This is a genomic window from Neopusillimonas maritima (assembly GCF_003576595.1).
Taxonomy (GTDB): Bacteria; Pseudomonadota; Gammaproteobacteria; order Burkholderiales; family Burkholderiaceae_B; genus Neopusillimonas; species Neopusillimonas maritima.
This window is the reverse complement of the sequence record NZ_NQOU01000003.1, coordinates 201291-227930: the sequence shown is the minus strand read 5'-3', so window position 1 is coordinate 227930 and position 26640 is coordinate 201291. Positions and strand designations below refer to the sequence as shown.

The window sequence follows — 26640 nt, the reverse complement described above, 5'->3', positions numbered from 1 at the left end:
CAAATGCTTGACTCTATAGTGACTATAGGGTTTCCAATGGCATGGTTAAAGGAAAATTACTATGTCAAACACAGGAACAACGTACTACATCGCTACCATGGATTGTGCTGCGGAAGAATCCGACATCCGTCGTGCTTTGGAGCAGATCGAAGGCATACGAGGCTTGAATTTTCAGTTAAGTACGCGGCTATTGGTAATTGATGCCCCCGATGATGTGCTGCCACAGGCATTGACCGCGATTAGTAACGCAGGTTTTAACCCTAAGGAAGTATCGTCTGAGGATAACCATGAACTGCCCGGTGGGCGGCAGGCGGGTCATCGTTTTTCTAGAGGTATTGTCCGGTTGATTCTGGCGCTCGCTTTTGCCGTTGTAGCTGAAAGTCTGTCTTTTTTTGCCCCCGAAACACAAGTTTGGCAAATCAGCGGGATGATGATTGCTCTGATTGGTATCGGGCTAGCGGGGTTTGATACTTACACAAAAGGCTTCCTGGCTCTACGCCAGGCAAAGTTGAATATCAACGCCTTAATGAGTGTCGCGGTGACCGGGGCTTTTCTGATAGGTCAGTGGGCCGAGGCCGCCATGGTCATGGCGTTGTATGCGCTGGCTGAACTCATTGAGGCTCGCGCAGTGGATCGCGCCAGAAATGCGATCAAAGGTCTGTTGAATCTTGCGCCTGAAACTGCCGAGGTGCTTCAGGCGGACGGCAACTGGAGCGTCATACCGGCTAAGGATGTTGCTATCGGACAAATTGTTCGCCTCAGCCCTGGTCAGCGTGTCGCATTGGATGGCGTTGTAACGGCGGGTTCCAGCACGATTAACCAGGCTTCGGTAACCGGTGAGAGCATTCCCGTTGATAAAACGGTTGGCGACCAGGTGTATGCGGGAACAATTAATGAGTCAGGCTCCCTGGAGTTTGAGGTGACTGCAATCGCTAGCGAGTCCACTTTGTCACGAATCATTCATGCAGTGGAACAGGCTCAGAGCAGTCGTGCGCCCACCCAACGTTTCGTAGACAAGTTTGCCGCAATTTATACACCAACAGTATTCATCATTGCGCTCATCGTGGCGTTGGGTGGCCCGTTAGTGTTTGACTGGACATGGCTGGAGTCGGTTTACAAGGCGCTGGTTCTGTTGGTCATAGCCTGCCCATGCGCATTGGTTATTTCAACGCCGGTTACGGTTGTGAGTGGTTTAGCCGCTGCGGCGCGTCGGGGCATTCTGATCAAGGGTGGAACATACCTTGAAGAGGCACGCAAGCTTAAGGCGGTGGCATTCGACAAAACTGGAACCATTACGCAAGGTAAACCAAAACTGGTTACTTGGGAGTTGCTTTCGCCAACTATGACTAAAGAAGTGGCAGCAGGTATTGCCGTAAGCTTGGCCGGCCGGTCAGATCATCCCGTCTCGAAGGCGATTGCCAATGGGTTGAGCGTAACTTCAACTGAGATTAATGATTTCGCAGCGATTCCAGGTTGTGGTGTTGCGGGGGTTGTGGCTGGAATAGATTATGTGCTGGGAAACCATCGGTTAATGGCGGAACGGGGTCTGTCTGGCCCCGAATTAGAGGATCGTCTTGGCGTCTACGAAAGAGAAGGCCGAACTGTGACTTTACTTGCAACTAACGATTCGGTGCTGGCGCTTTTCGTGGTTGCAGATACCATCAAGCCTTCTTCCCAGTCGGCTATGTTGAGTCTTAAACAGCTGGGTGTTTCCCCGGTCATGCTAACGGGTGATAATCAAGCAACAGCTCAAAGTATTGGTCGCGAGGCGGGTATTGACGATGTGCGCGGTGGCATGCTGCCACAAGAGAAGCTGGATGCTGTTCAGGAAATGCAAGCCCAATATGGTTTGGCGGGCATGGCGGGTGATGGCATTAACGACGCGCCGGCGCTTGCTCAGGCAGATATTGGCTTTGCGATGGGGGCTGCCGGTACCGATATTGCCATGGAAGCGGCCGATGTGGTCATTATGAATGATGATCTACACCAAATTGCGTCTTCGGTGAAGTTGTCGCGAAAAACCCATAGGGTGCTATGGCAAAACATTTTGTTTGCACTCGGGATTAAAGCTGTATTTCTTTTTCTCGCAATCTTTTACGGGGCGACGATGTGGATGGCAGTATTTGCTGATATGGGAGCAAGCCTGCTGGTGGTGGCGAACGGGCTGCGCTTGTTGCGTCATTGAGGATTACGCATATTCGTACAGATGGACTTGAATCAGAATAAAAGAGTGCTCGTTTTATTTTTTGCAACTGTAATGTATTTGAATTTAATCAGAATTTTGTTCCTTGTTACTACATTTACTGTTTCAAACTTAGTTATTCGTTCTGCAACGGCGGCGGAGGTTCGAAGTTTTGCCACCGTTAAGGAGCATTATCAACTTAATGGAACAGGCCTTATCTGCAGCAGAACAAGTACCCAACAACGTCGTAAGTTGCTTTTTCGGGCACCATTGGATGGGTCTAATCTGGCGATAAGCTCAAAGTTTGGCCCACGTCGACACCCGGTTATGAAAACCCGAAAAGCCCATATGGGCATCGATTATGCAGTACCTAGGGGCACGCCTATTAAATCCACTGCAAATGGCAAAATTCAATTCGCGGGACGTCAAAAAGGTTACGGTAAAGTGATCAAAATTTCTCATATCGGCGGCTTTACCACAGTTTACGCGCATCAAAGTCGTTTTAAGCCTGGTCTCAAACGGGGGAGTTTTGTCATGAGAGGCGAGACAATCGGGTATGTTGGATCAACAGGTACGACAACGGGTAACAATCTGCACTACGAAGTGCGCGTAAACAACAAACCGGTTGATCCATTAATGGTAGACAAATCATGATTCGTTTCTATTTTTCACGGTTCAAAATTTGCGAAGGTATCGGGGTGGTAGATTGGTGTCCACCGGCACATGCGATTGTGATCGAGCGTCATACTTGCAGGGACAGCTAATGCTGTGGATCGTAACAAAGTATCTTGTGACGGCTGGTCTGGTTGTGCTAGTTTCCGAAGTCGCGAAACGAAGCGACCGGTTGGGTAGCCTGGTGGCTTCGTTGCCCTTGGTGACGTTGCTGACCTTGTTCTGGTTGTACTATCGAGGACCAGGGTAGCGAAAAAATTGCCAACCATGCTTACTACACGTTCTGGTACGTTATACCCACCTTGCCCATGTTTATTGCCTTTCCCTGGCTGCTGGGCAGGTTTGGGTTCTGGGGCGCCATCGTTGCGTCGGTGGTGTTGACTGTGGTGTGTTTTGTACTGTTTGCCCGAGTTCTTGTGTTCTTTGACATTGATCTGCTGGCGTAAATCCGGATAATCAGTCCGGAGGTGGTGGACTCAGATTATTTAGCGCTTTTCCAGGAAGAGGAAGGTGTGGTTGCTTTCTGTTTCGACACGATAGCAAGCGTGCTCGACACTAGGAATTGTCGGTATCGTTTTGCTAAATAACTGCATGTGCCGGGCGGACTTGGGATCAAAAGACAGCCGTTCCGGGGTGTCGTTGTAACCGATAATCAACAGACCCTGGGTTTTTAGTATGGCATGGCATCCATAAAGAAGCGCGCCGAAGTCTTCAAGCGTGTCGATTCCAAACCCAATCAGCCCGTTGGCAATCACGACATCGAAGCGGTTGTTAGGATAGTAACGGGTCAGCTCGGTAGCGGAGCCTGTAGTGTGTGTCTTTCCGTTGCCGTAACGCTTGTTTCGGGGGTTTAAATCAATTGAATGAAATTTTCCCTGTATCAGTCTGGGATAGTGCCAGTTGTAGCGGTCAATACCAATAAAAAGAATGTTTCCTTCATGTCCGCACTGTTCATTGATGTAGGAGAACAGTTGATCCTCAAGAAAATGGCGGTCTGCAGTGGACATTTCAAACTTAATGCCCAGACGGGCTGCCAGCCATGGCGATGTGCTAAAGAGCAGGCGTTTTACGGCGCATCTTGCTTTGTTTTTCTCTGCCATCTAGCTTGCTCCTTTCTCGTGTCGTACGTCATCGAGAATGTATTTGGGCCGTTCCTTTACCTCATGGTATAGGCGTCCGACGTATTCTCCGACAATGCCGATGGCCACCAATTGCAGGCCTCCCAGGAACAAGATCGCAGTGATCAAGGTGGGGAATCCGGGAACCGAATCGCCAAGAATTAACGCCTTGAGCAAGAAGTAGGCTCCGCTGAAGAACGCGGTGAGAGCACTGATAAGCCCAAGGTACATAGCTACCTTCAATGGGCCGGTAGAAAAAGACGTGATGCCGTCCAGCGCGTAATTCCATAACCCCCAGTACTGCCATTTGGTGGTTCCGGAGTGCCGGGGTTCTCGGTGATAGTCCAGTATCACCTGATGAAATCCGATCCAGGCATACAGGCCTTTCATGAAGCGGCAACGCTCTGGCATGGCAGTCAATGCGTCAACGGCACGACGGCTCAGTAAACGAAAATCACCCACATCCTGCATGATTGATACATCGCTCAGCCGGTTCATCACGCGATAGAACAGGTGAGATGTGAATTTCTTGAGTGCTGATTCTCCTTCTCGGGTTATACGGCGCATGTTGACCACATCTGCACCTTGTCGCCACGCATGCACCATAGCGGGTATTAGTTCGGGAGGATCCTGTAGGTCAGCATCGATGACGATAACGGCTTGTCCCTTGGCAAGATCCAGACCTGCGCTCAGGGCACTTTCTTTGCCAAAATTCCGGCTCAGTCGGGCAATGCTAACGTTAGCGTCCTGATCATGTATTTTTTCTAACTTACGTGGCGTTGTGTCAGTGCTGCCATCATCGATATATAAAATTTCACTGGCTATTCCGTTCATTTGGCTCAGTGTTTGTTGTAGGCGGGAGTGAAACGCGTCAATGCCAGTTGCTTCGTTAAATACAGGCACCACAATACTTAAAAAAAGAGGGGCTGCCCTCAAGTCTTCTTCTTTGAGTGTGATTTTATGATTGCTCATAGTCGAAATACCTTTTCGAAGAGTCGTCATCGGTGAAGCGTACGCGCAAGTTTGTTTGAAACCACTTTTTGGTTTACTTGCCGGTGTGGTTTGCTGCGATGAGATTTGAGTCTGTTACAAGCGGTGTTTATTTGTGCGCAATCGTTGAACACAGATAGTCTTTGCTGATTTGACGTCCACGGAGGCGTCAAATCAGCTAATTCAATTTTTTAGATTGCGCCCAAAACCCCTAGTACTGAAACTGCTACTGTTTGCGAAGTCGCATGAACGTTGTGCAGTTAACCTCACACCTGTAGATGTGCGCAGATAAGGAAAGAGGTGGGGCCGTTAGCTTCGAGGAGGGCGTAGTGGCCCTTCCAGCGTAACAGAGGTGTAGTCTTTATAAAGGAAAAAGATTGGGGCGGCACTTTGCGGGTCGGCAAAGGTCAAGAGAGCTGAGGGCTCAAGCGCAGGAAGTTGTGAGCTGGAGTTGGGGTGGTGATGAGCAGGCGAATTAGAGTCGTCGTCAAAGTGCAAAGACTCATCGGTATGATGGTGATGACTAATTTCTTGAGTATGAACGATGGTGTGCGTTATTTGTTCGGCCTGTTCGCTAATCTGGTATGGGCTAGCCCACGAAAGCGCTTGCAAACTCATTAAAAGCGTTAAAAGGAGAGCACGGACTTTATTGTTCACGAATGCGATAAGCGGTTTGAAATTAGTGCGTACATAATACCATTTCGCACAGCAAAGAAAAATTTCTTAATTTACTCAGCCAATTTATTGGTAAAATTCCATCTCTTTCTTTGCAAGTTGATGATTTTGATACAGAGTCGTTGGATACCAATTTTGTTGGCGTTAGTGCTTGCGATGCAGTCGGCTTTCGCTATTGGTGATACCAATTTGCCTCACAACGCAGCGACTCATCATTACGCCCACGTTGGTTCGGTTGCGCATGACAATGTTATGGTCCATGCCGCTGCTTCGGATACAGAGCGCGCCAATTCACCTTTCGATGCGGTTTTGAGTTATCTGTCTGATCATGGGCATCAAAATCATATTCACTTGCATGTTGTTTTGGTAGAAAGCTTAATCAGTATTGTCGTCCCGGTCGGGAGGCAATCCTTGTCTAACGAACAAAGCTACCCTTCCTCTGTAGTACATCCATCCTTGTTTCGCCCTCCAATTGCCTAGTCTTACGAACACTTTATTCTGAGAATTTTTCTCGTATATAACTTCGCAGGAGAGGCAAAATGTTTTTTTGCAAGCTCGTTATGGCTGCTTGGCGTTCACAGTTGCGTTGCGCTTGTGGCTGTTTGTTGTGTTTCTTTATTGTCATTCCTAATGTTGTAGGTGCGCAGTCTAAAGAAGAAAGGTTAACGCTCCCCAGTGCGCTTTCCAGAGTAATAGAGCGAAACCCTAGTTTGAAGGTATTTAATTTTCGTTTAAAGGGGATAAAGGGACTCCGTGTGACGGCTGATCAAAGCCCCGCTTACGAGGCTGGTCTGCAGGTCGAGAATGCATTCGGTAGCGGAGCTTTTCACGGTCTTGAGCAGGCCGAATATACTTTGTCGTTGTCGTCTGTCATTGAACTTGGGGATAAACGTCGGGCACGAGTAAACGCAGTGAGCTCGCGCTACGCCTTAGTTGATGCCCAGCGTGAAGCCGAAACCCTGGACTTGTTAGGCAAGGTGACCCAGCGTTACGTTGTTGCGTTAGCGTTGCAAGAAAAGCTTGGTTTGGCTGAACAGGCTGTGGCGTTGAATGAGGCAACTCTGAACATTGCCGAGCGTCGTGTTAAACAAGGAGCCTCGCCCAATTCCGAGGTCTTGCGCGCAAGGGCGGCTCTGGCGCAAAGTAGGATATCTCAAGCGGCTTTGATCACAGAGTTTGATATTCAAAAGACGGAGCTGGCGTCTTTTTGGGGTGACACACAAGCAAATTTCAAAAGATTGGAGGGAAACCTCTTTCGGGTTGAGCCTGGCAAGTCGTTTGATTTGCTATACCAACGCGTTAGTCGCAGCCCTATGATTCGTGTTTACGCCAGCGAGAAGCGCATGCGTGATGCACAGGTTAAGTTAGCGCAAAGTGAATCTGAGACTGACATTCGATGGCAGTTAGGCGCCCGTCGTCATGAAGCGACCGGTGATACTGCATTAGTTGTAGGGCTATCGGTGCCGCTTTTTACTGAGCGACGAAACAGGGGTGAGGTACAGGCGGCCTTGGCAGCGAGAGATGAGGTGGCCTACCGCCGGCAAGCAGCTCTTTTAGAGTTACATACATTGCTGTTCGATGCTTATCAAACTCGCCAGCACAGTATCAGTGCGGTTGAACAGTTTCAGTCTTTAGTGATTCCCACACTCACTGAGGCGCTCACACTTACTCAAAAAGCCTACGAGAGTGGTCGTTATAGCTATTTGGAATGGGTTTCTGCACAGCGCGATTTGCTTGGTGCCCGTGAGGCTATGGTGGAAGCTGCTGCTAAGGCATTGCTTAATCAAGTGTTGATCGAAGAGCTTACTGCACAGCCTTTGATGCAGCCATAGGATATTGCCGTAACGAGAATATTGAACAGGATTATGAATTATGCGGATGATAAGAACGCTTTGTGCGGTTTTAACGGCGATTTATCTATTAAGTGGGAGCGTGTTGGCTGCTCAGGGCACGAAAAATGCGCATCAAGAGATTCAAAATGGTCTTCTAGAGACCAGGGGGCCGCATGGGGGGCTGTTATTACAGCAAGATGACGTGTCTGTTGAGTTACTGATCTTTGAGCAAGGGGTCCCACCGGAGTACCGCGCGTGGATCATGAAAAATAGTCAGCAAGTTATTGAGAACGCTAACCTTAAGGTTGAGTTAACCAGATTAGGCGGGCAGAAGGATATTTTCGACTTTACTTTTGATGGAGATTACTGGCTCGGTCAGGGCGTCGTTGCAGAGCCTCATTCCTTCGATGTTTCAGTAATGCTTAATTATAAAGGTCGGAACTATCATTGGCAGTGGGAATCTTACGAGGGCCGTACCCAAATTGCGACTGATACAGCGGAAAAAGCGGGAATTCAAACTGCCAAAGCAGGTCCGGGTGTAATTGAGCAAACCGTAAAGACCTATGGTTTGCTTACGACCGCCCTTGATAGGGTTTCACAGGTACGAGCCCGTTTCCCTGGTGTGGTGATTCGCGTGACGGCGAACCTGGGGGACCTGGTCAGCCAAGGCGATGCCGTGGCCGAGGTGGAATCCAATGAGAGCCTACAAACCTATGTGGTGCGGGCACCCATTGATGGCGTAATCACGGAGCGCCATATCAACGGCGGGGAGGTGACAGGGGAGACAGCCTTGTTCGCCATCACGGATCTGAGCACATTGTGGGCCGAGCTGCGGGTATTCCCTGGGCAGCGCCGTGAAGTTGCCGTAGGCCAAACAGTCAGAGTGACTGCCGATGGTATCGATCGGCAGGGTACTGTCCGCCACCTGCTTCCTGCAGGCGACGATACACCCTATATCTTAGCCCGAGTCGGGGTAGACAACAGTGACGGCCTGTTGACACCGGGATTGTTGGTGGCCGGGGATCTGGTGGTGGACACTGTTGAAGTACCTCTAGCGGTGGATAACCGGGCCCTACAGTCTTTTCGTGACTGGACAGTGGTTTTCATCCAGGTGGGAGATACCTATGAAATTCGCCCACTTGAGTTGGGCCGCAGCGACGGTGAGATAACAGAGGTACTGTCCGGGCTTCAGCCCGGTGACCGCTATGTGGTGGAAAACAGTTATCTGATCAAGGCCGATATCGAAAAATCCGGCGCAACCCACGACCACTGACAGGAGCCCCGCTATGATTAATGCAATCTTGCGCCTCTCGGTGGAGCGGCGTTATCTAATGTTATCCCTGATCCTCGTACTGATCGGAGTCGGAGTATGGAGCTTCCAGCGCCTGCCCATCGACGCAGTACCGGATATCACCAACGTCCAGGTGCAGATCAATACGGAGGCACCAGGTTACTCTCCCCTGGAGGCGGAGCAGCGCATCACCTTCCCGGTGGAAACTGCGTTGTACGGCCTGCCCGATCTGTCGTACACCCGCTCTATCTCCCGCTACGGCCTGTCTCAGGTCACCGTGGTGTTCGAAGAAGGCACCGACATCTACTTCGCCCGCAACCTGATCGACGAACGCCTGGGCGCTATCAAAAGTGTGCTTCCACCGGGGCTGGAGCCGGAGATGGGTCCCATTGCCACCGGCCTTGGCGAAATTTTCATGTATACGGTGGAGGCCCTGCCCGGAGCTACCACTCCTGATGGTAATCCCCTCGATGCAACCGGCCTGCGGGAGATCCAGGACTGGATCATCAAACCACAGTTGGCTCAGGTTCCTGGGGTTATCGAGATTAATACCATCGGTGGTTACGATAAGCAATACCATGTCACTCCTTCGCCGCAAAAATTGCTGCAGTTCGGGGTAAGCCTGGAGGCGTTGACCAATGCCCTGGAAGCAAATAATGCCAATCGCGGCGCCGGCTATATCGAGCGCAACGGCCAGCAATTGTTGGTGCGCTCGCAGGGCCAACTGGCTACTATTGCCGAGATCGAGCAAGTGGTGATCGTCAATCGCGGCGGCGCACCGGTGACAGTCAGCGACGTAGCCGAGGTGGCAATTGGCAAGGAGCTGCGCACCGGGGCCGCTACCCGCGACGGTGCGGAGACGGTGCTCGGCACCGCCATGATGCTGGTGGGTGAGAACTCTCGTGCCGTCGCCCAGGCGATAGCGGACAAGCTCGAGGCCATTCAGCCTTCATTGCCGGAGGGCGTGAAGGTAGAGACCGTGTACGATCGCACCAGCCTGGTGGACAAGGCCATCGCCACAGTGGAAAAAAATCTGCTTGAAGGCGCGCTGCTGGTGATCGTGGTGCTGTTCCTGTTACTGGGTAACCTGCGCGCCGCCCTGATCACGGCAGCGGTGATTCCTCTGTCTATGCTGGCTACCATCACCGGTATGGTGCAGTCGGGGGTGTCCGCCAATCTGATGAGCCTGGGGGCGCTGGACTTCGGCCTGATCGTAGACGGCGCCGTAATTATTGTGGAGAATTGCGTGCGGCGGCTCTCTCATGCCCAAAGGGCAGGTCAACTGGCGCTCAGGGAGCGGCTGCAACTGGTGTATGAGGCTACCAATGAAGTGATTCGTCCCAGTCTGTTCGGTGTCGCCATCATTACCGTCGTCTACCTACCGATTTTTTCTCTGACCGGCGTCGAGGGCAAAATGTTCCACCCCATGGCCGCCACCGTGGTGATGGCCCTGTTGTCGGCGATGGTGCTGTCCCTGACCGTAGTGCCCGCTGCCGTGGCCGTCTTCATGGGCGGTAAAGTCAGCGAGAAAGAAAGTCCGATCATTGGCTGTGCCAAATCCCTCTACAGGCCCGCGCTGCGGCTCGCCATGCGGTTTCGCTGGCTGGTGCTGGGCGGCGCGACCGCGTTGCTGGCCATCTGCATCTGGCTGGCAACCACGCTCGGGTCCGAGTTTATTCCGCAACTGGATGAAGGGGATGTCGCGCTTCACGCCCTGCGCATTCCGGGTACCGGGCTGGAGCAGTCCGTTGCGATGCAGGAACAGCTGGAGGATCGCCTGAAGGCATTTGCCGAAGTCGATAAGGTCTTCGCCAAGATCGGCACGCCGGAGGTGGCCACTGACCCCATGCCCCCCAGCGTGGCGGACAATTTCGTCATGCTCAAACCCCGAGATCAGTGGCCGAATCCCGACAAAACCAAGGATGAACTGGTGGCGGAAATGGCACAAGCAGTGGAAATGCTTCCCGGCAACAAGTATGAATTTACCCAGCCTATTGAGATGCGCTTCAATGAACTGATCTCCGGTGTGCGGGCCGACCTGGGCATCAAGGTGTTTGGCGATGATCTGGATCAGTTGCTGACATCGGCCAACGAGGTTCTTGAGGTCGTTGAATCCATCGATGGTGCGGCGGACGCCCGGGTTGAGCAGGTCACCGGGCTACCCATGCTGTCGGTGCACCCCAAGCGCATGGCCTTATCCCGCTACGGGTTGACCGTGGACAATCTGCAGAGCCTGGTAGCCGCAGGCGTGGGCGGGCAAAACGCCGGCCTGATCTACGAAGGTGATCGTCGCTTCCGGTTGGTGGTGCGTCTGCCCGAGATTATCCGCCGGGATGTGGACAGCCTGGCGGATTTGCCGGTGCCCCTGCCGAGCGGTGGCTATGTGCCGTTATCGGAAGTGGCTGAGCTGGAGCTGGCGCCCGCTCCCAACCAGATCAGCCGGGAAAACGGAAAGCGCCGGGTGGTGGTCACCGCCAACGTGCGCGACCGCGACCTTGGCGGTTTTGTGGATGAGGCCCGCCAACGCATCGCCAGCGAGGTGGATTTGCCTGACGGTTATTGGCTGGATTACGGCGGCACCTTCGAACAACTGCAATCCGCCAGCCAGCGGCTGGCCATCGTGGTACCGGTGACCCTGGCGCTCATTCTGGCGCTGCTGGTGATGGCCTTCGGTACCTTCAAAGACGCGCTGATCATCTTCACGGGAGTGCCTTTGGCTCTGACCGGCGGGGTGCTGTCGCTGTGGCTGCGGGACATGCCGCTATCTATCTCGGCGGGGGTGGGCTTTATCGCCCTGTCCGGCGTGGCGGTGCTCAACGGACTGGTGATGATCGCCTTTATCCGTGATCTGTGGCACGAGAAGGGTGACCTGATGACCGCCATTGTCGAGGGCTCCCTGGTTCGTCTGCGCCCGGTATTAATGACGGCACTGGTGGCCAGTCTCGGCTTCGTACCCATGGCCCTCAATACCGGCACCGGCGCCGAAGTGCAGCGACCGCTGGCTACGGTCGTCATTGGTGGGATTATTTCGTCTACTCTATTGACGTTATTCGTGCTGCCGGTTCTATATTCAATGGTACATGGCAGGAAGGCGTCAGTATAATTTAAAGAAAAGTAGGGTTGTAATCAATTTGAACCGGTTGCAACCCACATTTTTCGTTGTTATACTGCCTGAGGTATTCAACGGGAACTACAACGAGTAACAATCCGCATTATTTTGGGCGTTGAGTGTCGGAGGCATCGAACGTTAGATAAGATTTGGCCTAAAACAACATAGGTCCGTTCGGAATCATGCCGGTTGCTCGTGTGAGAGGTGCTTGTGGTAACATCCTCAAGGCTATGAGGAAGATTTTAGTGTTTAAGCGCTGGTTTATTGTCATGATGACACTACTAATTGCCACCCAATCGATGGTGGCAGTGGCGGATATGCACCAGCTTTCTCACGATAGCATCCAGCACTTGCGAACGCATCAGCTTACAGATGCGAGCAACGATAACAGCCTCTTCAAGCAAACACCTGAAAAATCAGACCAGGCGGCTTACGATTGTCATCGTTCTTGCCATGGTCACAGTTATATGGCGTTGATTAGCGCGCCGCTGAGTTTAACTCTCAGGCTGGGAGCGGGCTTGATTGATTATCAAGCCAGTCTGACATCTATTACGCTCATCCCTCCTTTTCGCCCTCCTATCGGTCGATTACACGCATAAGTATGTTTTTGGAAGCTGTTACTCCTTAGTGACGGCAGATAAAGGCGTTCATTAATCGCGGTGATTCCCTATTGCTCTAGAAGACGACGATATCTGAAAGGATACGGGCCTTTCTGAGCTTTTGGGGAGTCTTGGCTAATTAGGAATAGGGCGTGTAACCGAACGTGTACACGCTGGCTTTGGGAATCAACCATTATGATAAGTATTCATTGGCTCCAACGGGGCTTACTGAGTGTGTGCGTGTTATTTTCGCCTTTAGTAGCGTATGCACAAACGTCTGACTGGGATGACTGGTTGGCCACACAGATACTACAGCATCCCGATGTGCTTGCAGCCCGCGAGCAATGGCTCGGTTCTAACGCAACGGCGGACGCATTAGAGCAACCGCTCTACAACCCAAGCTTGTCGTCCGAAGTGGAGCGTAAGGGGCAGGAACGAAACTTCCGGGTTGGTGTGGAGCAAACAATAGACTGGTGGGACCAGCGAGGGGCAAGACAAGAGCAGGCGCGTTCGGAACGGATTGCCGCTGAGGCACTATTTCGTCAGAAATCGTTGGATAAAACCGCCGAAGCGCTTTCCGCGCTTGTTGAGTGGCGTGCGGCTGATCGCGCAGCCGACATTGCACAGGCTCAACAGAGTCAGCTAGACACGTTGTTTGATTTGGTGCAAAGGCGTGTTCAGGCTGGGGACTTGGGTGGCAGCGATGCCGAGCTTACGTTTCTATCTTTATCGCAACAACAGACTCAGCTAACTGAGATTGAGGTTGCCTTGCAAAAAGCTGAATCCCGTGTGGCGGAGTTGTTGCCAGATTGGACGCCCGAACGGGGTGGGGTTCCCGACGAGTTTTGGCCTGCTCAATCTGAAACGATTTCAGAGAAAACGTTATTGCAGCACCCTGCCGTTGCGACTGTGCGTGCTCGTTGGCAGTCTTTGAAGGATGAAGCGGAGGTAACGCGCCGTTCTAACAAGGCCGAGCCCACTGTAGGACTTAATGCAGGACGTGATGGGGGTCAAAGTGTGGTGGGCTTAACGTTATCGATTCCGTTGAATGTACGCAATAACTTCAGTGCCGAGAGTCGCGCTGCGGAACGGGAGGCATCGCGGGCGTATGCGCAGTTTCAGGCAGTTTATCGAAAGAAGCGTTTTGATTGGCAAGCAGCTCAGAAAGCTTGGCAGCGTTTTGATCAACAGTACCGACGTTGGCAGTCAGTGACCCAAAATCGAATAGAAAACAGTGCCGACTTGCTTAAGCGGCAATGGCGTAGCGGCGACCTTTCGACTACTGATTATTTATTGGCTTTGAATCAACGCGCCCAGAGTATGTTGGCAGGCATTGAGCTTGAAAAGCAAACCAAACAGGCGCTGATCGATGTGTTGCAAGAATCGGGGCGTTTGATGAATGAGATAACGCTGACTCAATAAGAACCGGATGATGAAGATGAATTTAAGATTGAACCAATTACTGATTGCTGTTTTAGCTGGAGGGCTGATGGGCGTTTCCGGCGTATATGGCCAGACGCACAATGAGTCAGCGCATGCGCATGAAGAATCGAAATCCGCAATAACGGGTAGCGAGCAGCATGGCTCCTCGGCCGGTCATGATAAAGACGAACATGACGAAGAAGGGCATGATGAGCAGGGCTCTCACGAACCGCATAAAGCGGAAGATGACAAAGTGGGCACCGAGCACGCCGAGGATGAGGGACATGCCGATCATGGTAACGAAGAGAGTGAGGGAGGACATAGTGAGTCCGCAAGTGCCGTCTTGAGTCCAGAACAAATGACGCTTGCGGGTGTTGAGGTTACAACCTTAACAGCAGAGCCTGTCGATTATCAGATTTACGCGCCCGGTGAGATTCTGTCAAACGGTTACACCACTTACAGGGTATCGCCCCGGGTGGCGTCCGTTGTGATGCGACGTCATGTTGCGTTGGGCGACCACGTCAAGAAGAATCAACCGTTGGTCACGCTTTTTAGCGAAAGCGTCGCGCAAGCGCAAGCGGAGTACCGTACGGCCTTACCAGAATGGCGAAGGGTACAGCAACTGGGTCGAAAAACCGTTGGGGAACAGCGCTACATTAGCGCAAAGGCAAATTTTGAAGCTACTCGTGCGACCTTACTGGCTTACGGCTTATCTAACTCGGATTTGGAGTCATTGGCGTCGCAACAGCCAAAGGCTTTGGGTGAGTACACGTTACGCGCTGAAATTGATGGTGCGGTGTTGTCTGATGATTTCGAACAGGGGCAACGGATTGAGGCAGGTGCACCGTTAATTACGTTAGCGGATGAGGGAAAATTATGGGTACAAGCCCACTTGCCCGCGGACTTGTCCTTGACACTGGGCGCCGGCACAACTGCCGAGGTTGTTGCCGGCGGTGTGCGTATTGACGCCACGGTGTCTCAGGAGGCTCATACGATCGATCCTGTGACGCGCACTCGCGTCGTGCGTCTTTTGGTCGACAACACGGCACATCGCCTGCACCCGGGGCAGTTTGCTGAAGTATTTTTCCGTTTTCGCACAAAAGAGCCTGTTCTGGCGGTTCCTGAGACCGCATTGATGCGAGGCGCTGATGGTGACTGGACTGTCTATGTTGAGGACCATCCGGGAGAGTTCTTGCCCAAGGAGGTTGACTTGGGGCGCGCACTTGGGCCATTGCGTGAGATCAAAGGGGTGAGGCCGGCTTCACGGGTTGTGACCAAAGGTGCATTTTTTGTTGCCTCGCAAATTGCCAAGGGCGGTTTCGACCCACATAACCATTAAGCAGAAGGAATCCCCATGTTTAATCGAATTATCGATTGGGCGGTCGCCAACCGTTTACTGGTGGTGATTGCACTTATCTCGTTGCTTGCTACTGCTACGTTTGTTATTCCCAAGTTGAATCTGGATGCCTTTCCAGATGTCACCAACGTTCAGGTATCAGTGAATACTGAAGCACCGGGGCTGGCAGCTGAAGAAGTAGAGCAGCTTATTACGTACCCCATTGAAGCGGTGATGTACGCACTACCAGATGTGGAAGAAGTGCGCTCTATTTCCAAAACAGGTTTATCTGGTGTCACTGTGGTGTTCAAAGAGGGCACCGACATTTACTTTGCAAGACAACTGGTTTTTGAGCGCCTTCAAGCTGCAAAAGAATTGATTCCTGAAGGGGTGGGTACGCCGGAAATGGGGCCTAATACTTCTGGGTTGGGCCAGGTCTATCAGTATTTATTGGTCGCAGAGCCTGATTCAGGCTTGGACGCAATGGCATTGCGCAGTCTTAATGATTGGGTGGTGAAGATGTTACTGATGCCGGTTGAGGGGGTCACCGATGTGCTTTCTTTCGGTGGCGAAGTGCGCCAGTATCAGGTTAATTTGAACCCTTCCAAATTGCTGGCTTACGATCTGACTCAAGACGATGTGATGGCGGCACTTGAGCGCAATAATACCAACGTTGGTGGTTGGTATATGAATCGGGGGCAGGAGCAGTTGGTGATTAGAGGTTCGGGCTGGCTGGATCACGGCAAGCAAGGACTTGAGCAGATCCGTCAGGTACCGTTGAAAACGATAGATGGCACCACCGTTACCGTAGGCAATGTTGCCCGCGTGGGGCTGGGCAGTGAAATTCGCCAAGGTGCCGTATCTATGATGCGTAAGACAGCTGACGGTGATGTCGAGAATCTTGGAGAGGTCGTTTCGGGTATTGTGCTTAAGCGCATGGGAGCCAACACTAAGGCCACTATCGACGGCGTGAACGCACGAATCGAGCGTATTAACCAGGCTTTGCCCGATGGTGTGCGTTTTGAGGCATTTTACGATCAGGCGGATTTGATTACGCAAGCGGTGCAAACCGTAGTGAATGCGCTGTTATTGGCTTTCATTTTCATTGTTGTGATTCTGGCCTTGTTCTTGATGAACTTGCGTGCCACCGTCCTGGTTTTGATCTCCATTCCGATTTCAATTGGTATTGCATTGATGATCATGGCTTGGCTTGGGTTGTCAGCCAACTTGATGTCGCTTGGGGGGATTGCCGTTGCGATTGGTATGTTGGTTGACGGTTCCGTGGTAATGGTGGAGAACATGTTCAAGCACCTGACTCATCCCGATGCCGAGCACGATGCTCAACGGCAAGCGCGTGTAGGTCATGATGATCCAGATCCAACTGATGCAGCGCATGATCGCCAAGGGATTGCGTTGCGGTTGCAAGAGGCGGGTAAGGAAGTGGCCCGCCCCATCTTCTTTGCTACCGCAATTATTTTGGTGGTGTTCATGCCGCTTTTCAGCTTTCAGGGCGTTGAGGCCAAGCTGTTCCAACCAATGGCAATTAGCATCATGCTGGCGATGCTTTCTGCAATGTTGGTGGCACTCGTTATTGTCCCGGCGCTGGCAGCCTATTTATTCAGAAAAGGGGTTCGCCAACGCGAGAGTTTTGTCCTGAAACCACTGGATGCCTTTTATCGTAAAGGCTTACGCAGCGCAATGAGGCATAGTAAAGCGGTGGTTGGCGTTGCGTTAGTGCTGGTGGCCGCCGCCGCCCTAGTGGTGCCGCGGTTGGGTACGGAGTTTGTGCCGGAACTGGAAGAGGGTACGATCAATATTCGCGTTACTCTTGCACCGTCTTCCAGCTTGGATACAGCACTTGAGGTTGCCCCTAAGTTGGAGGCTATTCTCATGACGTTTCCGGAGGTGACTTACGCGCTTTCGCGCATCGGTAGGGCCGAAATTGGCGGGGATCCTGAGCCTGTCAATAACATCGAGATCTATATTGGTTTGAAACCTGTTCCCGAGTGGACAAGTGCTGATAATCGTTATGAACTACAGGCGCTGATGGAAAAGAAGTTGGAACAGCATCCGGGTTTGTTATTTAACTTTTCGCAACCTATTGCGACGCGTGTAGATGAGCTATTGTCCGGTGTAAAAGCGCAACTTGCAATCAAACTGTTTGGCCCGGATCTGGATACATTAGCCGAAAAAGGTCAGGAAATAGAAACAGTGACAAAGGAAATAGAAGGTACGCGAGATGTCGCTATGGAACAAATTGCAGGTGAGTCGCAACTTGTTGTGAAACCGGATCGTCGTGCTTTGTCGCGTTATGGCCTGGATGTGGGCGATGTGATGGAGTTGGTGCGAGAAGGGCTTGGTGGCGCCAGCGCAGGTCAGATTATTAATGGTAATGAACGCTACGATATTTATGTTCGTCTTGACGAACGTTTTCGCAAAGATCGGGAAGCCATTGCCGATTTGCGACTTCAGGCTCCGTCGGGTGCTTGGGTGCGTCTGGGTGATGTGTCAGAAGTGACTATTGCATCAGGGCCGCCACAGGTGCGTCGTGATGACGTGCAACGCCGCGTTGTCATTCAAGCGAATGTTCAGGGGCGTGATATGGGCAGTGTGGTTGCCGATATTCGTCAAGCGGTTGCACAGAAAGTCGACTTGCCGACAGGGTATTCTATTGAAATTGGCGGCCAGTTTGAAAACCAGCAGCGGGCGCAACAGCGCCTGTCAGTAGTGGTTCCTATTTCGCTGGGACTGATTGCTTTGTTGCTTTATTTTGCTTTTGCTTCGGTGGGTCAGGCAATGTTGATTCTTGTCAATGTGCCGCTGGCCGTTATTGGCGGTGTTTTTTCACTTTGGGTATCAGGTCAGTATTTGTCTGTACCTAGTTCAGTGGGCTTCATTACTCTGTTTGGAGTGGCCGTACTTAATGGTGTGGTGATGGTGGAAAGTATTAATCAGCGCATTAAGGATGGACTGACAGTGGCCGAGGCAGTGTTTGATGGTGCAACATCGAGGTTAAGACCTGTTTTGATGACGGCGATTACGTCTGCGCTCGGTTTGATTCCCATGTTGATGTCTAACGGTGTGGGTGCGGAAATTCAAAAGCCGCTAGCCACAGTGATTGTCGGAGGCTTAGTCACTGCTACGTTTTTGACACTGTTTGTATTGCCTGTTCTGTTTGCCTGGTTTTCAAAAGAAAAGTTAAAGGAAATGGCGTAGTTCGTGCGTTGACCGTGGCCAAAAATTAGGCAGTACGTCGACTACGACGAAGGCATAACTACAATCAATAAAGAGGGACTCATCAATATGCGCAAACTCGTTTATTTTGTTGAGTCCCATCTTGTTTGGTTTGTGATTTTTGTAGCGGGCACTGGATTGGCGTTTCCCGAATTCGGCCAGTTTCTTAAGCCTTCGGTCGGGTTATTGCTTGCGCTGTTGATGCTTGTCATCAGTTTGACCTTTGATGTGCATGCTGTGCGAATAGCCTTTCGTAAGCCATCACGACAGTTTTTGGCACTGGTTTTAGTTTATGGGCCAATGTCAGTTGCCGGCTGGGTAACGGGCCGTTTGTTTTTTGGAAATAGCCCGTTGGCAACGGGTTTAACATTAGTCGGTACTTTACCGACCGATGTGTCCTCGCCACTTTTGGTTTTGATGGCTCGGGGCAATGTTGCGCTGGCAGCCGTTTTTAACGCCGTTAACACAGCTCTGTCACCATTTGTTGTGCCATTTTTGTTTTTGTGGTTAACAGGTATCAATCTAGATGTGCCGCTTGGCTCGATCATTCTTGAATTGGCTTTGATTGTTTTGGTTCCGACCATCATTGGGGTCAGTTTACGCACGAAGTTCTCGGCTTTTTTTACCCAGTATGATTCAACGTATGCGGGGATGGGATCAATGCTCTATCTTTTGATATTGCTTGCTGTGGTAGGCCCGAATGCGCAAACTATTATTGGTTATGGTTGGTATGCGGTTGTAATTGCTGCAGCGGCCTTATGTTTAAACTTTATGGGCTATTTGGTGGGTATGACTGCTTGGCTCATTACTAAAGATCGCAAGGAGATAATTACCTATCTTTTCACAGTCAGTAAAAAAGAATTTAGCATTGCAGCCGCTTTTGTAGTTGCATCCGGCTTACCTTCAGAGATAGCAATTCCGGCCGCATTCTTTGCCGTGATTCAGATGATTACTTCACCGATCGCAGCTAAGATTCTTGCACGCAACGAAAATATGATTGACCAGGGCAATTAATTAGCCGAGCCACCTACCAATTCCGTCCCATTGCCAATTGACCTTGGAGCGAATGATTGACTCAGATTTCGGGTCGGTCTGTTGGAGTAGTGTTTGCTGTAGAACACTTCGCATGAAGTCTAGGCCTTGCGGAGCGATTTGCTCGCCATAGGCTTTGATTGTTGCGTGTGCTTGTTTAATATCGTTTTCATGCGGTTCCATGATCTGGTCGTACTTATCCATGTCGCCGTCGTATGAAGTAGGTTCTGGTTCAATGGCGACCAGGTATTCCAGGGCTTTTACGAATTGGTCATAGTTAATATTCATTGTTCTGGTTCTCCGATTGGGTGTGGCGCGGCCACATCGTTCAGGGATTAAAGAGATAATTCATCTGGAGTTGATTGAGTGACGCTGTGTTCGTGAGTGATTTCAGTCTGCCGTGACGATCTTGTCATGCCAATGTCCAGTGCGGCACCTTTTTCTTCTCGTCGATTAACAGCGAAAGGCAGCTTTGTCATGTTTTCGGTATAAATGCTGACTTTTTCTTTTGCTCTAGATATAGCGACATAAAATACGTCCGATTTGGCGGTCCGACTGTAAGTTTCTTGATTCAATATCACCCTTGTTGCGGTCAAACCTTGAGCGCTGTGGACCGTGCTGGCATAGGCATAGTCTAGATGTAAAGGGTTCTTTTGATCCGCGTCCAGCGTGATGCGTTTTGTGATCGAACCGTCATTAGCCACTTTGCCCAGGCTAATTGTCAGGGGCGTGACGGCAATTACGGAGTATCGTTCTCCATTTACCAGATCAAGCGCGGCGTTATTACGCGTAATACGTACCTTATCCCCGGCGCTCAGCTCTGATTGACGCAACTCATAAATCGATAGTTTTGTAGTACGGGATGGATTAAATTTGATCACCTCGCCAGTCTGTAGATGTGTCACTTCGACACGATTCAGGCTCGTATCAACTAAGCTAACTTTGTACTGGTTACCTGCTTTCAAACCATTGCCATAGTCCCGTTCGGGCTGAATAATCGAATCCTTCTTAAAATATCTGGCCGAACGACGCTGAGCCTGAGTGGTGTCAACACGCGTTAGCAGGTCATATTTGAATCCCTTTCCTTCAAATCCCAATCTGGCATGTACCAGGTCGTTTAATTCGTTGCGAGATTTGTTGGTTCCGGTAATGATGAGCGTTTCCTGCTGATCTTGGGCATCAAGCGTCACATATTGATCCGCCATTGCCGCGTAGCGTTCTGTGTCGTCCTGAATTTCATTCACTGCCTCGAGTTTGCTTTGCAGTATGTGCAGCGCCTCAGAGGCTTGACCTTTGGCAGCTAAGACTACGGCGTCACGAAGTAGAGGATTGGTTTGACGAACGATATCGCCCATTAATGCTGTGCTCATGCCTTCATCCTGCAGCTGATGCATTGGCCTGCCCGCTTCAATGGCTTTGGTTTGGTCTTTATCCCCCATCATGACAACGCGGGCACCAGCGTTTTCTGCCTTTTTTAGGATTTTTTCCATTTGACGAGCAGGAACAACGCCAGACTCATCGACAACCAAGACGGTTTTAGAGTCCAAGCGAAACCGTCCTTGTTTGGCTTCGAGCATAGAGGCAACCGTCACTGTTTCTACGCCCAAGCTACGTAGTTCTTTGACCTGGGCGCCGTAGGGCGCAACTGACTTCACCTTGTAATCAGCGGATTCTATCGCTGCCTTGACTTGCTTGAGCATGAATGATTTCCCCACTCCAGCAAGGCCTTGGACGCCAACAATGCTGTTGTTCGTGCTCAGCACCAGGTCGGCTGCGGATAATTGCCCTGGCCGTAGCCCCTTGCCGGCCATCTGTTCCTTGATGGCCTGCGGTGACAAAATTGGCGCTACTTTGCCTCGTCCTTCGCGCTCGATTTGAATAATGCGCTTTTCGCGTTCCCGGGCGGCTTGTGATGTATATCGCACCTCATCCAAAATGAGGCTACCCGTCGCTATGGCCCGGCGCACGTTTTGACGCGCTTGTGATAGCGGCGTGTCTTCTCGGACCAGGCGTTTAATCCACTGTTCCTGTGAAAGAGCAGTGCCAGTGTCCGCAACGTCGTTGGAGCGATAGACTGGTGCGCCTTTGATCAGGTGTCCTTTTGTGACAGCTTGTTCAATAGCTTGTTTGATGTGCGTATGGGATATGCCCGTACCCATACTGTGATTAAGGGCCAACACTTCCAGCACTGAGGCTCGGATCACCGACTCGCGTTCGCCATGGTGACGAATAGCCCAGGTGACGCAGTGATCGGCGATATTCTGCTGAAGCTGAGCACTGACTGCGTGCGGTTCAGGTTTGTAAGTGGTAGTGGGGTGATCCGGATTTAAGTCTTCCCCGTTTACCGGTGTACGCTGTGTTCCCGGAGGTGACTTGTCATGATCGTGCTTGGATAACTCAATGGGGCGTTTTGCCGCCATGAAGTCGATTCCCGTCTTTTGCGCTTCCTTTTCCCATTGTTGCTGTAGTGCTTCCCGACTAATTTCAGGACGTTTTGCACTTCGGGTAGCCAGGGTAATGGTCTGTTTGAGGTCATGTGACGCCGTTTGACGTGTTTTCCCCATGATGGCCAGTTCGGCTTCTACGGTCATACCCCGTTTGGAGAAAAGTTCAATTTGCTCGCGGCTGATGTGTGCCATTTCAAAGCCGTCCTTTTCGTACCGCAATGCATAGCTGGCCTTTTCAAGTTGAGCCGCCATTTCGCTTTTGTAGATCGTATCGAGTAGCTTCTTGTTCTTGTAGATCTGTTCGTTGGCTAAGGCCACCCAGGTACCGTCTGCCCGTTGCGTGACATTCATAATGATCGCGTGGGTATGCAACTGGGGATCGGCAGGGTCAGATCTGGATGGGCGAGCCGTTTCGTGCCTGAATTTGGCAGCCACGATGTTGGCCGTTTGTTCTGATCTGGTCATTCCATCGACTTTTTGACGAGCTCGTACCAGTTCATTTTCCAGATATTCAAGCGTTTTGCGTACGGCATAATCGTGGGCTTCAAGCACTGAACTGTCTTTCCCAACAAGGGCTTGAATACTGACAGACTCGGGCGCTGAGAATGTCAGATCCTCACCGGCCCGTGACTTTGCATCTTTACGGACCGATTTTGCCAGTTTCACGCCTGGCCCGAAATCGCCTTTCAGTGCCGCCGTAAATTGCTTCTGATTTACTTCGCCACTTAATCCCAACAACTGTGCACCTTGACCCTGCCATTGGGCGGAGCTTCCATCTCGACTGTAGTAGTCGTCTTTTTGGTCGGCGTAGTAATGGCCGGCCTTAGCTGCGTTGCTCCTGTGTAGGGTCTTGAGGGAGATCATTGCTACTCCAATGTGTCGTCACAACGCCATCTTCGTCCCAGGTGGTCGCAGCCGGGAGCGTTGATAGCGTTTTTTGCTCAACAAATGAGGGGTTACGGGTAATGAAAGAGAGTGGTTTGAGTACAAACTTGGCAATCGGTCGGTCTTCGGCAAACGCAACATAGCCGGTTAACTCGGGCAACGCTTGAATTTGTGCGGCGGTAACCACGGCTTCCGTTTGCCGGACCAGGCGCTCACTTGTTCCGCGTGTGCCACCTGGATTGCGGGAGTCCGTGTACTCGGGACGGGCTACTTCATGCTCTCCTAGCGCGGTGGACATCTCTTTAGCCGTTTCAGCATCGGTTTTGGAGCCGCCCAGGACAACCAGGTTTCTAAAACTGGCCCGAAGGGTTTGGGACATGTGTTTGCCGTAGATTGCGTCCAGTTGCGAAACAGTCTGCAACCCGGCCACAACCCTGACGCCGTGTTTACGACCTTTGGTGAGCACATCCTCCAGAGAGGCCAGTTTCTCCAGCGAGGCGAGTTCGTCGATCAGCAGCCACCAGCGACGGCGGGCATTTTCAGGCATAGATAAAATCGAAGAGCAAAACACGTCTACCCAAGCCGAAAGCAGTGGCTTCATGGCAGTTTTCATGTCTTCGCGCCAGGTAATGTACAAACAGCCAGTGCCGTTTTCCATCCAGTCCCGGATACTGAAGTCCCCGGTGGGCATCGAACGATGTTCAGAAAGCTTGTTTGACAGCACGAATCGTGCCGAATCGAATGCACGCGTGGATTCGGAGGCACCGGAAAAGAGCGAAGCCGCTTCAGTGTTCTTGAGAAACACCTGTAATTCTTTGAAAGGAGCCTCGCAACACCAGTAGTTCACTTGGTTGATATCGTGAATATTGAGTTCAAACAGCTTGCGCGAAACGGCTCGAAGTAGGAGACGGCCAAAGCTGTTCCACTCTTCGGCGTTTGCGTCTGCGCCAAGGGGGACAACAGAGTATGACAAGCGTTTCCAGTTATATTCCGCCCGTATTTCATTGAAATACATCCACGCTTGGGTTCGCTCGTCATAGGGGTTCAAGATGACATCAGTCGGGCGGCCGAATTTGCTATAAAGATCGCCATTAGGGTCAACGACCACCATCCGATCGCCGCGTTTTAACGCCGAGAGCATCAGCTCGCGCAGTAAGACTGATTTGCCCGACCCTGTTGCCCCATTGATGAGCAGATGCAGGTTTTCAACCGAAGCGGGCATGGGCACGCCAGCAATCCTCACTTGCTGAGTGTTTTTTTCAGTGCACAAGCGCACCAGACGTTTGAAGGACACAACTTCCGTGCCACGAATGTGACGCTTGTAGCCGGCTCCATCAAAACCTTCGCTTTTGGAGATTTTCTTGAGTGAAAGCGCCAGGATAAAACTCAACACCAGTCCGATCGCCAACGCGACAAGTAGCGCAGTGTGAGAGGGGGTGGATCGCACCCAGTGAGAAAGCAGTATCCAGTTAATTGAGCCCTGTTTACGTGGCAACTTAGGTTAAATGGTTCTTCATTGTCACGGCTTGCGGTATTCTGTTTGCATTCTTTTTTGCAACGCGAGCGCCGTGGCACCATTTTTTAGATATCTGTTACTGGTTTTCATGTGTATGGGCCTGGCGGCATGCAGCCGCTTGCCCCCACCGGTGCATGAATCCGCCGAGACGGTTAAACCCAACGCGAGTAGCGTCAGTGCGCTTGCCCGTGCTTTGGCACCGCTGCAGCAAGCCAACGCGGGGCAGTCGGGTGTTGCTTTGTTACCGGGCGGGCGTGAGGCGCTGGCGGCGCGGCTGGGGCTCATTGATGCGGCGCAGCGCTCAATCGATGTTCAGTATTACATTTGGAATGACGATGTAGCGGGTTTGCTGATGTTCGATGCCCTAAAACGGGCGGCGGATAGAGGCGTGACGGTACGCTTGCTGCTGGACGACAACAACACAAAGGGTATGGATGCGCTGTTATGGGAGGTCGATCAGCATGAAAATATTCAGGTTCGTTTATTTAACCCTTTCGTGCACCGACATTTTCGTTTCTGGTCGTATCTAACCGACTTCAAACGCTTGAACCGGCGCATGCATAATAAGTCTTTAACCGTCGATAACGCGGCGTCTGTTTTGGGCGGGCGTAATATTGGTGATGCCTATTTTGAGCTTGGGCAGGAAACATTATTTGTTGATCTCGATGTCCTGGCCGTGGGGCCCGTGGCAAATGAAGTTACCGACGATTTCGATAGATACTGGTCCAGCGAATCTTCTTATCCGGTGTGGCAGGTTATGTCGGCGCCTGCGGAAAAGGTTTCGATTACCGAGCGTGCCAATGAAGTACGCCGCCTGAAAGTGGGACGCGCCTATCATGACTCGGTTTCTGAGCAGTCGTTGATTGATGCGATTCAAAGCGGTTCTTTAGTGTTTCACTGGGCGCCGGTTCATTTGGTTAGTGATGACCCCAAAAAAGCGTTAGGTTTGGCGCAGCCAGGGAAACTGGTAATTGATGCCTTGCCGCAGTTGTTAGGTACTCCACACGAGCGCCTGATGGTGGTGTCGCCGTATTTAGTGCCCACGTCGAACGGTACGCAGTTTTTTACGCAGTTGGCTGATCGGGGGGTAGAGGTTCGCATTCTTACCAACTCCCTGGCTGCAACCGATGTTGCCGTTGTTCACTCGGGTTACGCAAAATGGCGCAAAGCATTGTTAAAAGCGGGGGTGACCCTTTTCGAAATGAAACCCGCTTATTCGGTGGGACAAGTAAGCCGGCCGGCGTTTTCCGGCAGTTCTTCGGCCTCCAGCCTGCACGCCAAAACATTTGCCGTCGACTCTTCTCACCTTTTTGTAGGTTCTTTTAACTTTGACCCTCGTTCGGCTCGTCTGAACACCGAAATGGGCTTGGTCATCGAGAGTCCGGAAATGGTGAGTCAGGTGTGGGACAATGTACAAAATGCGTTGGCGCAGTCCAGTTATCAGGTGGCGCTTGATCCCGCCGGCAACTTGATTTGGCTCGATCATAGCAACGACCCACCGATAGCGTACAAATCAGAACCGGGAACAAATGTATTTTCCCGGTCGGCGGTTTGGCTGATGTCGAAACTTCCGCTCGATTGGCTGCTCTAACTGTTAAATAACTAGTAACCGTAAGGTAATCGTTAACAAAAGTAGATTGAATGACCCAATTATTTACCGTTCATCCGCAGAATCCGCAGCCGCGTCTGTTAAAACAGGCATGTCAACTTATTGACCAGGGTGGGTTGGTGGCAATTCCAACAGACTCCAGTTATGCCGTTGTTGCGCATCTGGATGACAAAGCCGCTGCCGATTCACTGCGCCGCATTCGTGGTCTTGATGCCCGTCATCATTTAACCGTTTTATGTCGCGACCTGGCTGAGATCGGGCATTTTGCGCGTGTTGATAACCGCCAATATCGTTTTCTGAAAATGGCCACGCCGGGCCCATGGACCTTCATTCTCGAGGCAACACGTGAGGTACCGCGTCGGGTTTCCCACCCTTCACGCAAAACCATTGGTATCCGTATTCCCAATAATCAGGTTGCGCTCGACCTTCTGGAAACCATGGGCTCGCCATTGATTTCCACAACCCTGATCCCCGAGGGAGAAGAACACCCTCTTAATGATGCCGACGAAATTGCCCAACGCTATGGGCATCAACTGGCAGCCGTCATCGATGGCGGCGCTTGTCCCTTTGAACCCACCACAGTAATTGACCTGACTGGAAGCGAACCCGAAATTGTCCGTCGCGGACAGGGGGATCTGGCCGCGCTGGGTCTGGATTGAGCCCCACGGAATCGTTTTCTTAGAAGTAGGTC

Annotated in this window: 18 protein-coding genes; 12 read left to right on the top strand and 6 right to left on the bottom strand. The window is 51.5% G+C overall.

The window, feature by feature from the left end:
- The first annotated feature begins 61 nt into the window (after positions 1-61).
- Both CJO09_RS09595 and CJO09_RS09590 read left to right on the top strand, forming a co-directional pair.
- Positions 62-2185 (top strand): heavy metal translocating P-type ATPase, encoded by a 2124-nt coding sequence (locus CJO09_RS09595; RefSeq protein ID WP_119442156.1) that lies wholly within the window; start codon positions 62-64, stop codon positions 2183-2185.
- Positions 2186-2206: 21 nt separating this feature from the next.
- Positions 2207-2836, top strand: a complete 630-nt coding sequence (locus tag CJO09_RS09590; protein ID WP_119442155.1) for a M23 family metallopeptidase — start codon at positions 2207-2209, stop codon at positions 2834-2836.
- 503 nt (positions 2837-3339) lie between these two features.
- On the opposite strand, the gene CJO09_RS09580 is transcribed toward CJO09_RS09590, so the two are convergent.
- The 3 genes from CJO09_RS09580 to CJO09_RS15565 all read right to left on the bottom strand — a co-directional run bounded on the left by CJO09_RS09580 (position 3340) and on the right by CJO09_RS15565 (position 5580).
- Positions 3340-3954, bottom strand: coding sequence for a class I SAM-dependent methyltransferase (locus CJO09_RS09580; RefSeq protein ID WP_119442154.1), 615 nt, complete (start codon positions 3952-3954; stop codon positions 3340-3342).
- The gene (locus CJO09_RS09575; protein ID WP_119442153.1) at positions 3955-4944 is read right to left on the bottom strand and encodes a glycosyltransferase family 2 protein; all 990 of its coding nucleotides are present in this window, start codon (positions 4942-4944) and stop codon (positions 3955-3957) included.
- A gap of 327 nt (positions 4945-5271) precedes the next feature.
- Entirely contained in the window at positions 5272-5580 is a 309-nt protein-coding gene (locus CJO09_RS15565; RefSeq protein ID WP_147404916.1) for a hypothetical protein, read from the bottom strand.
- An 812-nt stretch (positions 5581-6392) separates the two neighbouring features.
- Between CJO09_RS15565 and CJO09_RS09565 the strand changes: the two genes are divergently transcribed.
- The 8 genes from CJO09_RS09565 (at position 6393) to CJO09_RS09530 (ending at position 19474) form a co-directional block, all read left to right on the top strand.
- Complete coding sequence (locus tag CJO09_RS09565; protein ID WP_425454089.1) at positions 6393-7469, top strand: TolC family protein; 1077 nt, start codon at positions 6393-6395, stop codon at positions 7467-7469.
- Positions 7470-7509: 40 nt separating this feature from the next.
- Complete coding sequence (locus CJO09_RS09560) at positions 7510-8742, top strand: efflux RND transporter periplasmic adaptor subunit (RefSeq protein ID WP_119442150.1); 1233 nt, start codon at positions 7510-7512, stop codon at positions 8740-8742.
- Between the two features lie 13 nt (positions 8743-8755).
- Positions 8756-11863 (top strand): efflux RND transporter permease subunit, encoded by a 3108-nt coding sequence (locus CJO09_RS09555; protein WP_119442149.1) that lies wholly within the window; start codon positions 8756-8758, stop codon positions 11861-11863.
- A gap of 275 nt (positions 11864-12138) precedes the next feature.
- Positions 12139-12468, top strand: coding sequence for a hypothetical protein (locus CJO09_RS09550; RefSeq protein ID WP_119442272.1), 330 nt, complete (start codon positions 12139-12141; stop codon positions 12466-12468).
- A 195-nt stretch (positions 12469-12663) separates the two neighbouring features.
- Positions 12664-13890, top strand: coding sequence for a TolC family protein (locus CJO09_RS09545; RefSeq protein ID WP_119442148.1), 1227 nt, complete (start codon positions 12664-12666; stop codon positions 13888-13890).
- A gap of 16 nt (positions 13891-13906) precedes the next feature.
- Complete coding sequence (locus CJO09_RS09540; protein WP_179950532.1) at positions 13907-15229, top strand: efflux RND transporter periplasmic adaptor subunit; 1323 nt, start codon at positions 13907-13909, stop codon at positions 15227-15229.
- A gap of 15 nt (positions 15230-15244) precedes the next feature.
- Complete coding sequence (locus tag CJO09_RS09535; RefSeq protein ID WP_119442147.1) at positions 15245-18442, top strand: efflux RND transporter permease subunit; 3198 nt, start codon at positions 15245-15247, stop codon at positions 18440-18442.
- Positions 18443-18529: 87 nt separating this feature from the next.
- Positions 18530-19474, top strand: a complete 945-nt coding sequence (locus tag CJO09_RS09530; RefSeq protein ID WP_119442146.1) for a bile acid:sodium symporter family protein — start codon at positions 18530-18532, stop codon at positions 19472-19474.
- Here CJO09_RS09530 and CJO09_RS09525 read toward each other — a convergent pair whose 3' ends face one another.
- From CJO09_RS09525 to CJO09_RS09515, 3 genes are read right to left on the bottom strand one after another with little or no spacing between them, the layout of a single operon-like run.
- Positions 19475-19780 (bottom strand): hypothetical protein, encoded by a 306-nt coding sequence (locus tag CJO09_RS09525; RefSeq protein ID WP_119442145.1) that lies wholly within the window; start codon positions 19778-19780, stop codon positions 19475-19477. It lies immediately after the preceding gene.
- A gap of 47 nt (positions 19781-19827) precedes the next feature.
- Complete coding sequence (gene mobF, locus CJO09_RS09520; protein WP_119442144.1) at positions 19828-22803, bottom strand: MobF family relaxase; 2976 nt, start codon at positions 22801-22803, stop codon at positions 19828-19830.
- Positions 22763-24232: a type IV secretion system DNA-binding domain-containing protein gene (locus CJO09_RS09515; protein ID WP_245961281.1), complete on the bottom strand. Its 1470-nt coding sequence runs from the start codon at positions 24230-24232 to the stop codon at positions 22763-22765. Before CJO09_RS09515 ends, mobF begins: the two co-directional genes overlap by 41 nt.
- A gap of 160 nt (positions 24233-24392) precedes the next feature.
- On the opposite strand from CJO09_RS09515, the gene CJO09_RS09510 reads away from it, so the two are divergent.
- Both CJO09_RS09510 and CJO09_RS09505 read left to right on the top strand, forming a co-directional pair.
- Positions 24393-25931, top strand: coding sequence for a phospholipase D family protein (locus CJO09_RS09510; RefSeq protein ID WP_245961280.1), 1539 nt, complete (start codon positions 24393-24395; stop codon positions 25929-25931).
- 50 nt (positions 25932-25981) lie between these two features.
- Positions 25982-26608, top strand: a complete 627-nt coding sequence (locus CJO09_RS09505; RefSeq protein WP_119442141.1) for an L-threonylcarbamoyladenylate synthase — start codon at positions 25982-25984, stop codon at positions 26606-26608.
- The last annotated feature ends 32 nt before the right edge of the window (positions 26609-26640 follow it).

Excerpts from the sequence above, each read along its gene's own strand:
- CJO09_RS09530 (WP_119442146.1), top strand. The coding sequence starts at position 18,530 with ATGCGCAAACTCGTTTATTTTGTTGAGTCCCATCTTGTTTGGTTTGTG.
- CJO09_RS09540 (WP_179950532.1), top strand. The coding sequence starts at position 13,907 with ATGAATTTAAGATTGAACCAATTACTGATTGCTGTTTTAGCTGGAGGG.
- CJO09_RS09590 (WP_119442155.1), top strand. The coding sequence starts at position 2,207 with ATGGACTTGAATCAGAATAAAAGAGTGCTCGTTTTATTTTTTGCAACT.
- CJO09_RS09580 (WP_119442154.1), bottom strand. The coding sequence starts at position 3,954 with ATGGCAGAGAAAAACAAAGCAAGATGCGCCGTAAAACGCCTGCTCTTT.
- CJO09_RS09550 (WP_119442272.1), top strand. The coding sequence starts at position 12,139 with ATGATGACACTACTAATTGCCACCCAATCGATGGTGGCAGTGGCGGAT.
- CJO09_RS09575 (WP_119442153.1), bottom strand. The coding sequence starts at position 4,944 with ATGAGCAATCATAAAATCACACTCAAAGAAGAAGACTTGAGGGCAGCC.
- CJO09_RS09595 (WP_119442156.1), top strand. The coding sequence starts at position 62 with ATGTCAAACACAGGAACAACGTACTACATCGCTACCATGGATTGTGCT.
- CJO09_RS09560 (WP_119442150.1), top strand. The coding sequence starts at position 7,510 with ATGCGGATGATAAGAACGCTTTGTGCGGTTTTAACGGCGATTTATCTA.
- CJO09_RS09525 (WP_119442145.1), bottom strand. The coding sequence starts at position 19,780 with ATGAATATTAACTATGACCAATTCGTAAAAGCCCTGGAATACCTGGTC.
- mobF (WP_119442144.1), bottom strand. The coding sequence starts at position 22,803 with ATGATCTCCCTCAAGACCCTACACAGGAGCAACGCAGCTAAGGCCGGC.
- CJO09_RS09545 (WP_119442148.1), top strand. The coding sequence starts at position 12,664 with ATGATAAGTATTCATTGGCTCCAACGGGGCTTACTGAGTGTGTGCGTG.
- CJO09_RS15565 (WP_147404916.1), bottom strand. The coding sequence starts at position 5,580 with ATGAGTTTGCAAGCGCTTTCGTGGGCTAGCCCATACCAGATTAGCGAA.
- CJO09_RS09505 (WP_119442141.1), top strand. The coding sequence starts at position 25,982 with ATGACCCAATTATTTACCGTTCATCCGCAGAATCCGCAGCCGCGTCTG.
- CJO09_RS09555 (WP_119442149.1), top strand. The coding sequence starts at position 8,756 with ATGATTAATGCAATCTTGCGCCTCTCGGTGGAGCGGCGTTATCTAATG.
- CJO09_RS09535 (WP_119442147.1), top strand. The coding sequence starts at position 15,245 with ATGTTTAATCGAATTATCGATTGGGCGGTCGCCAACCGTTTACTGGTG.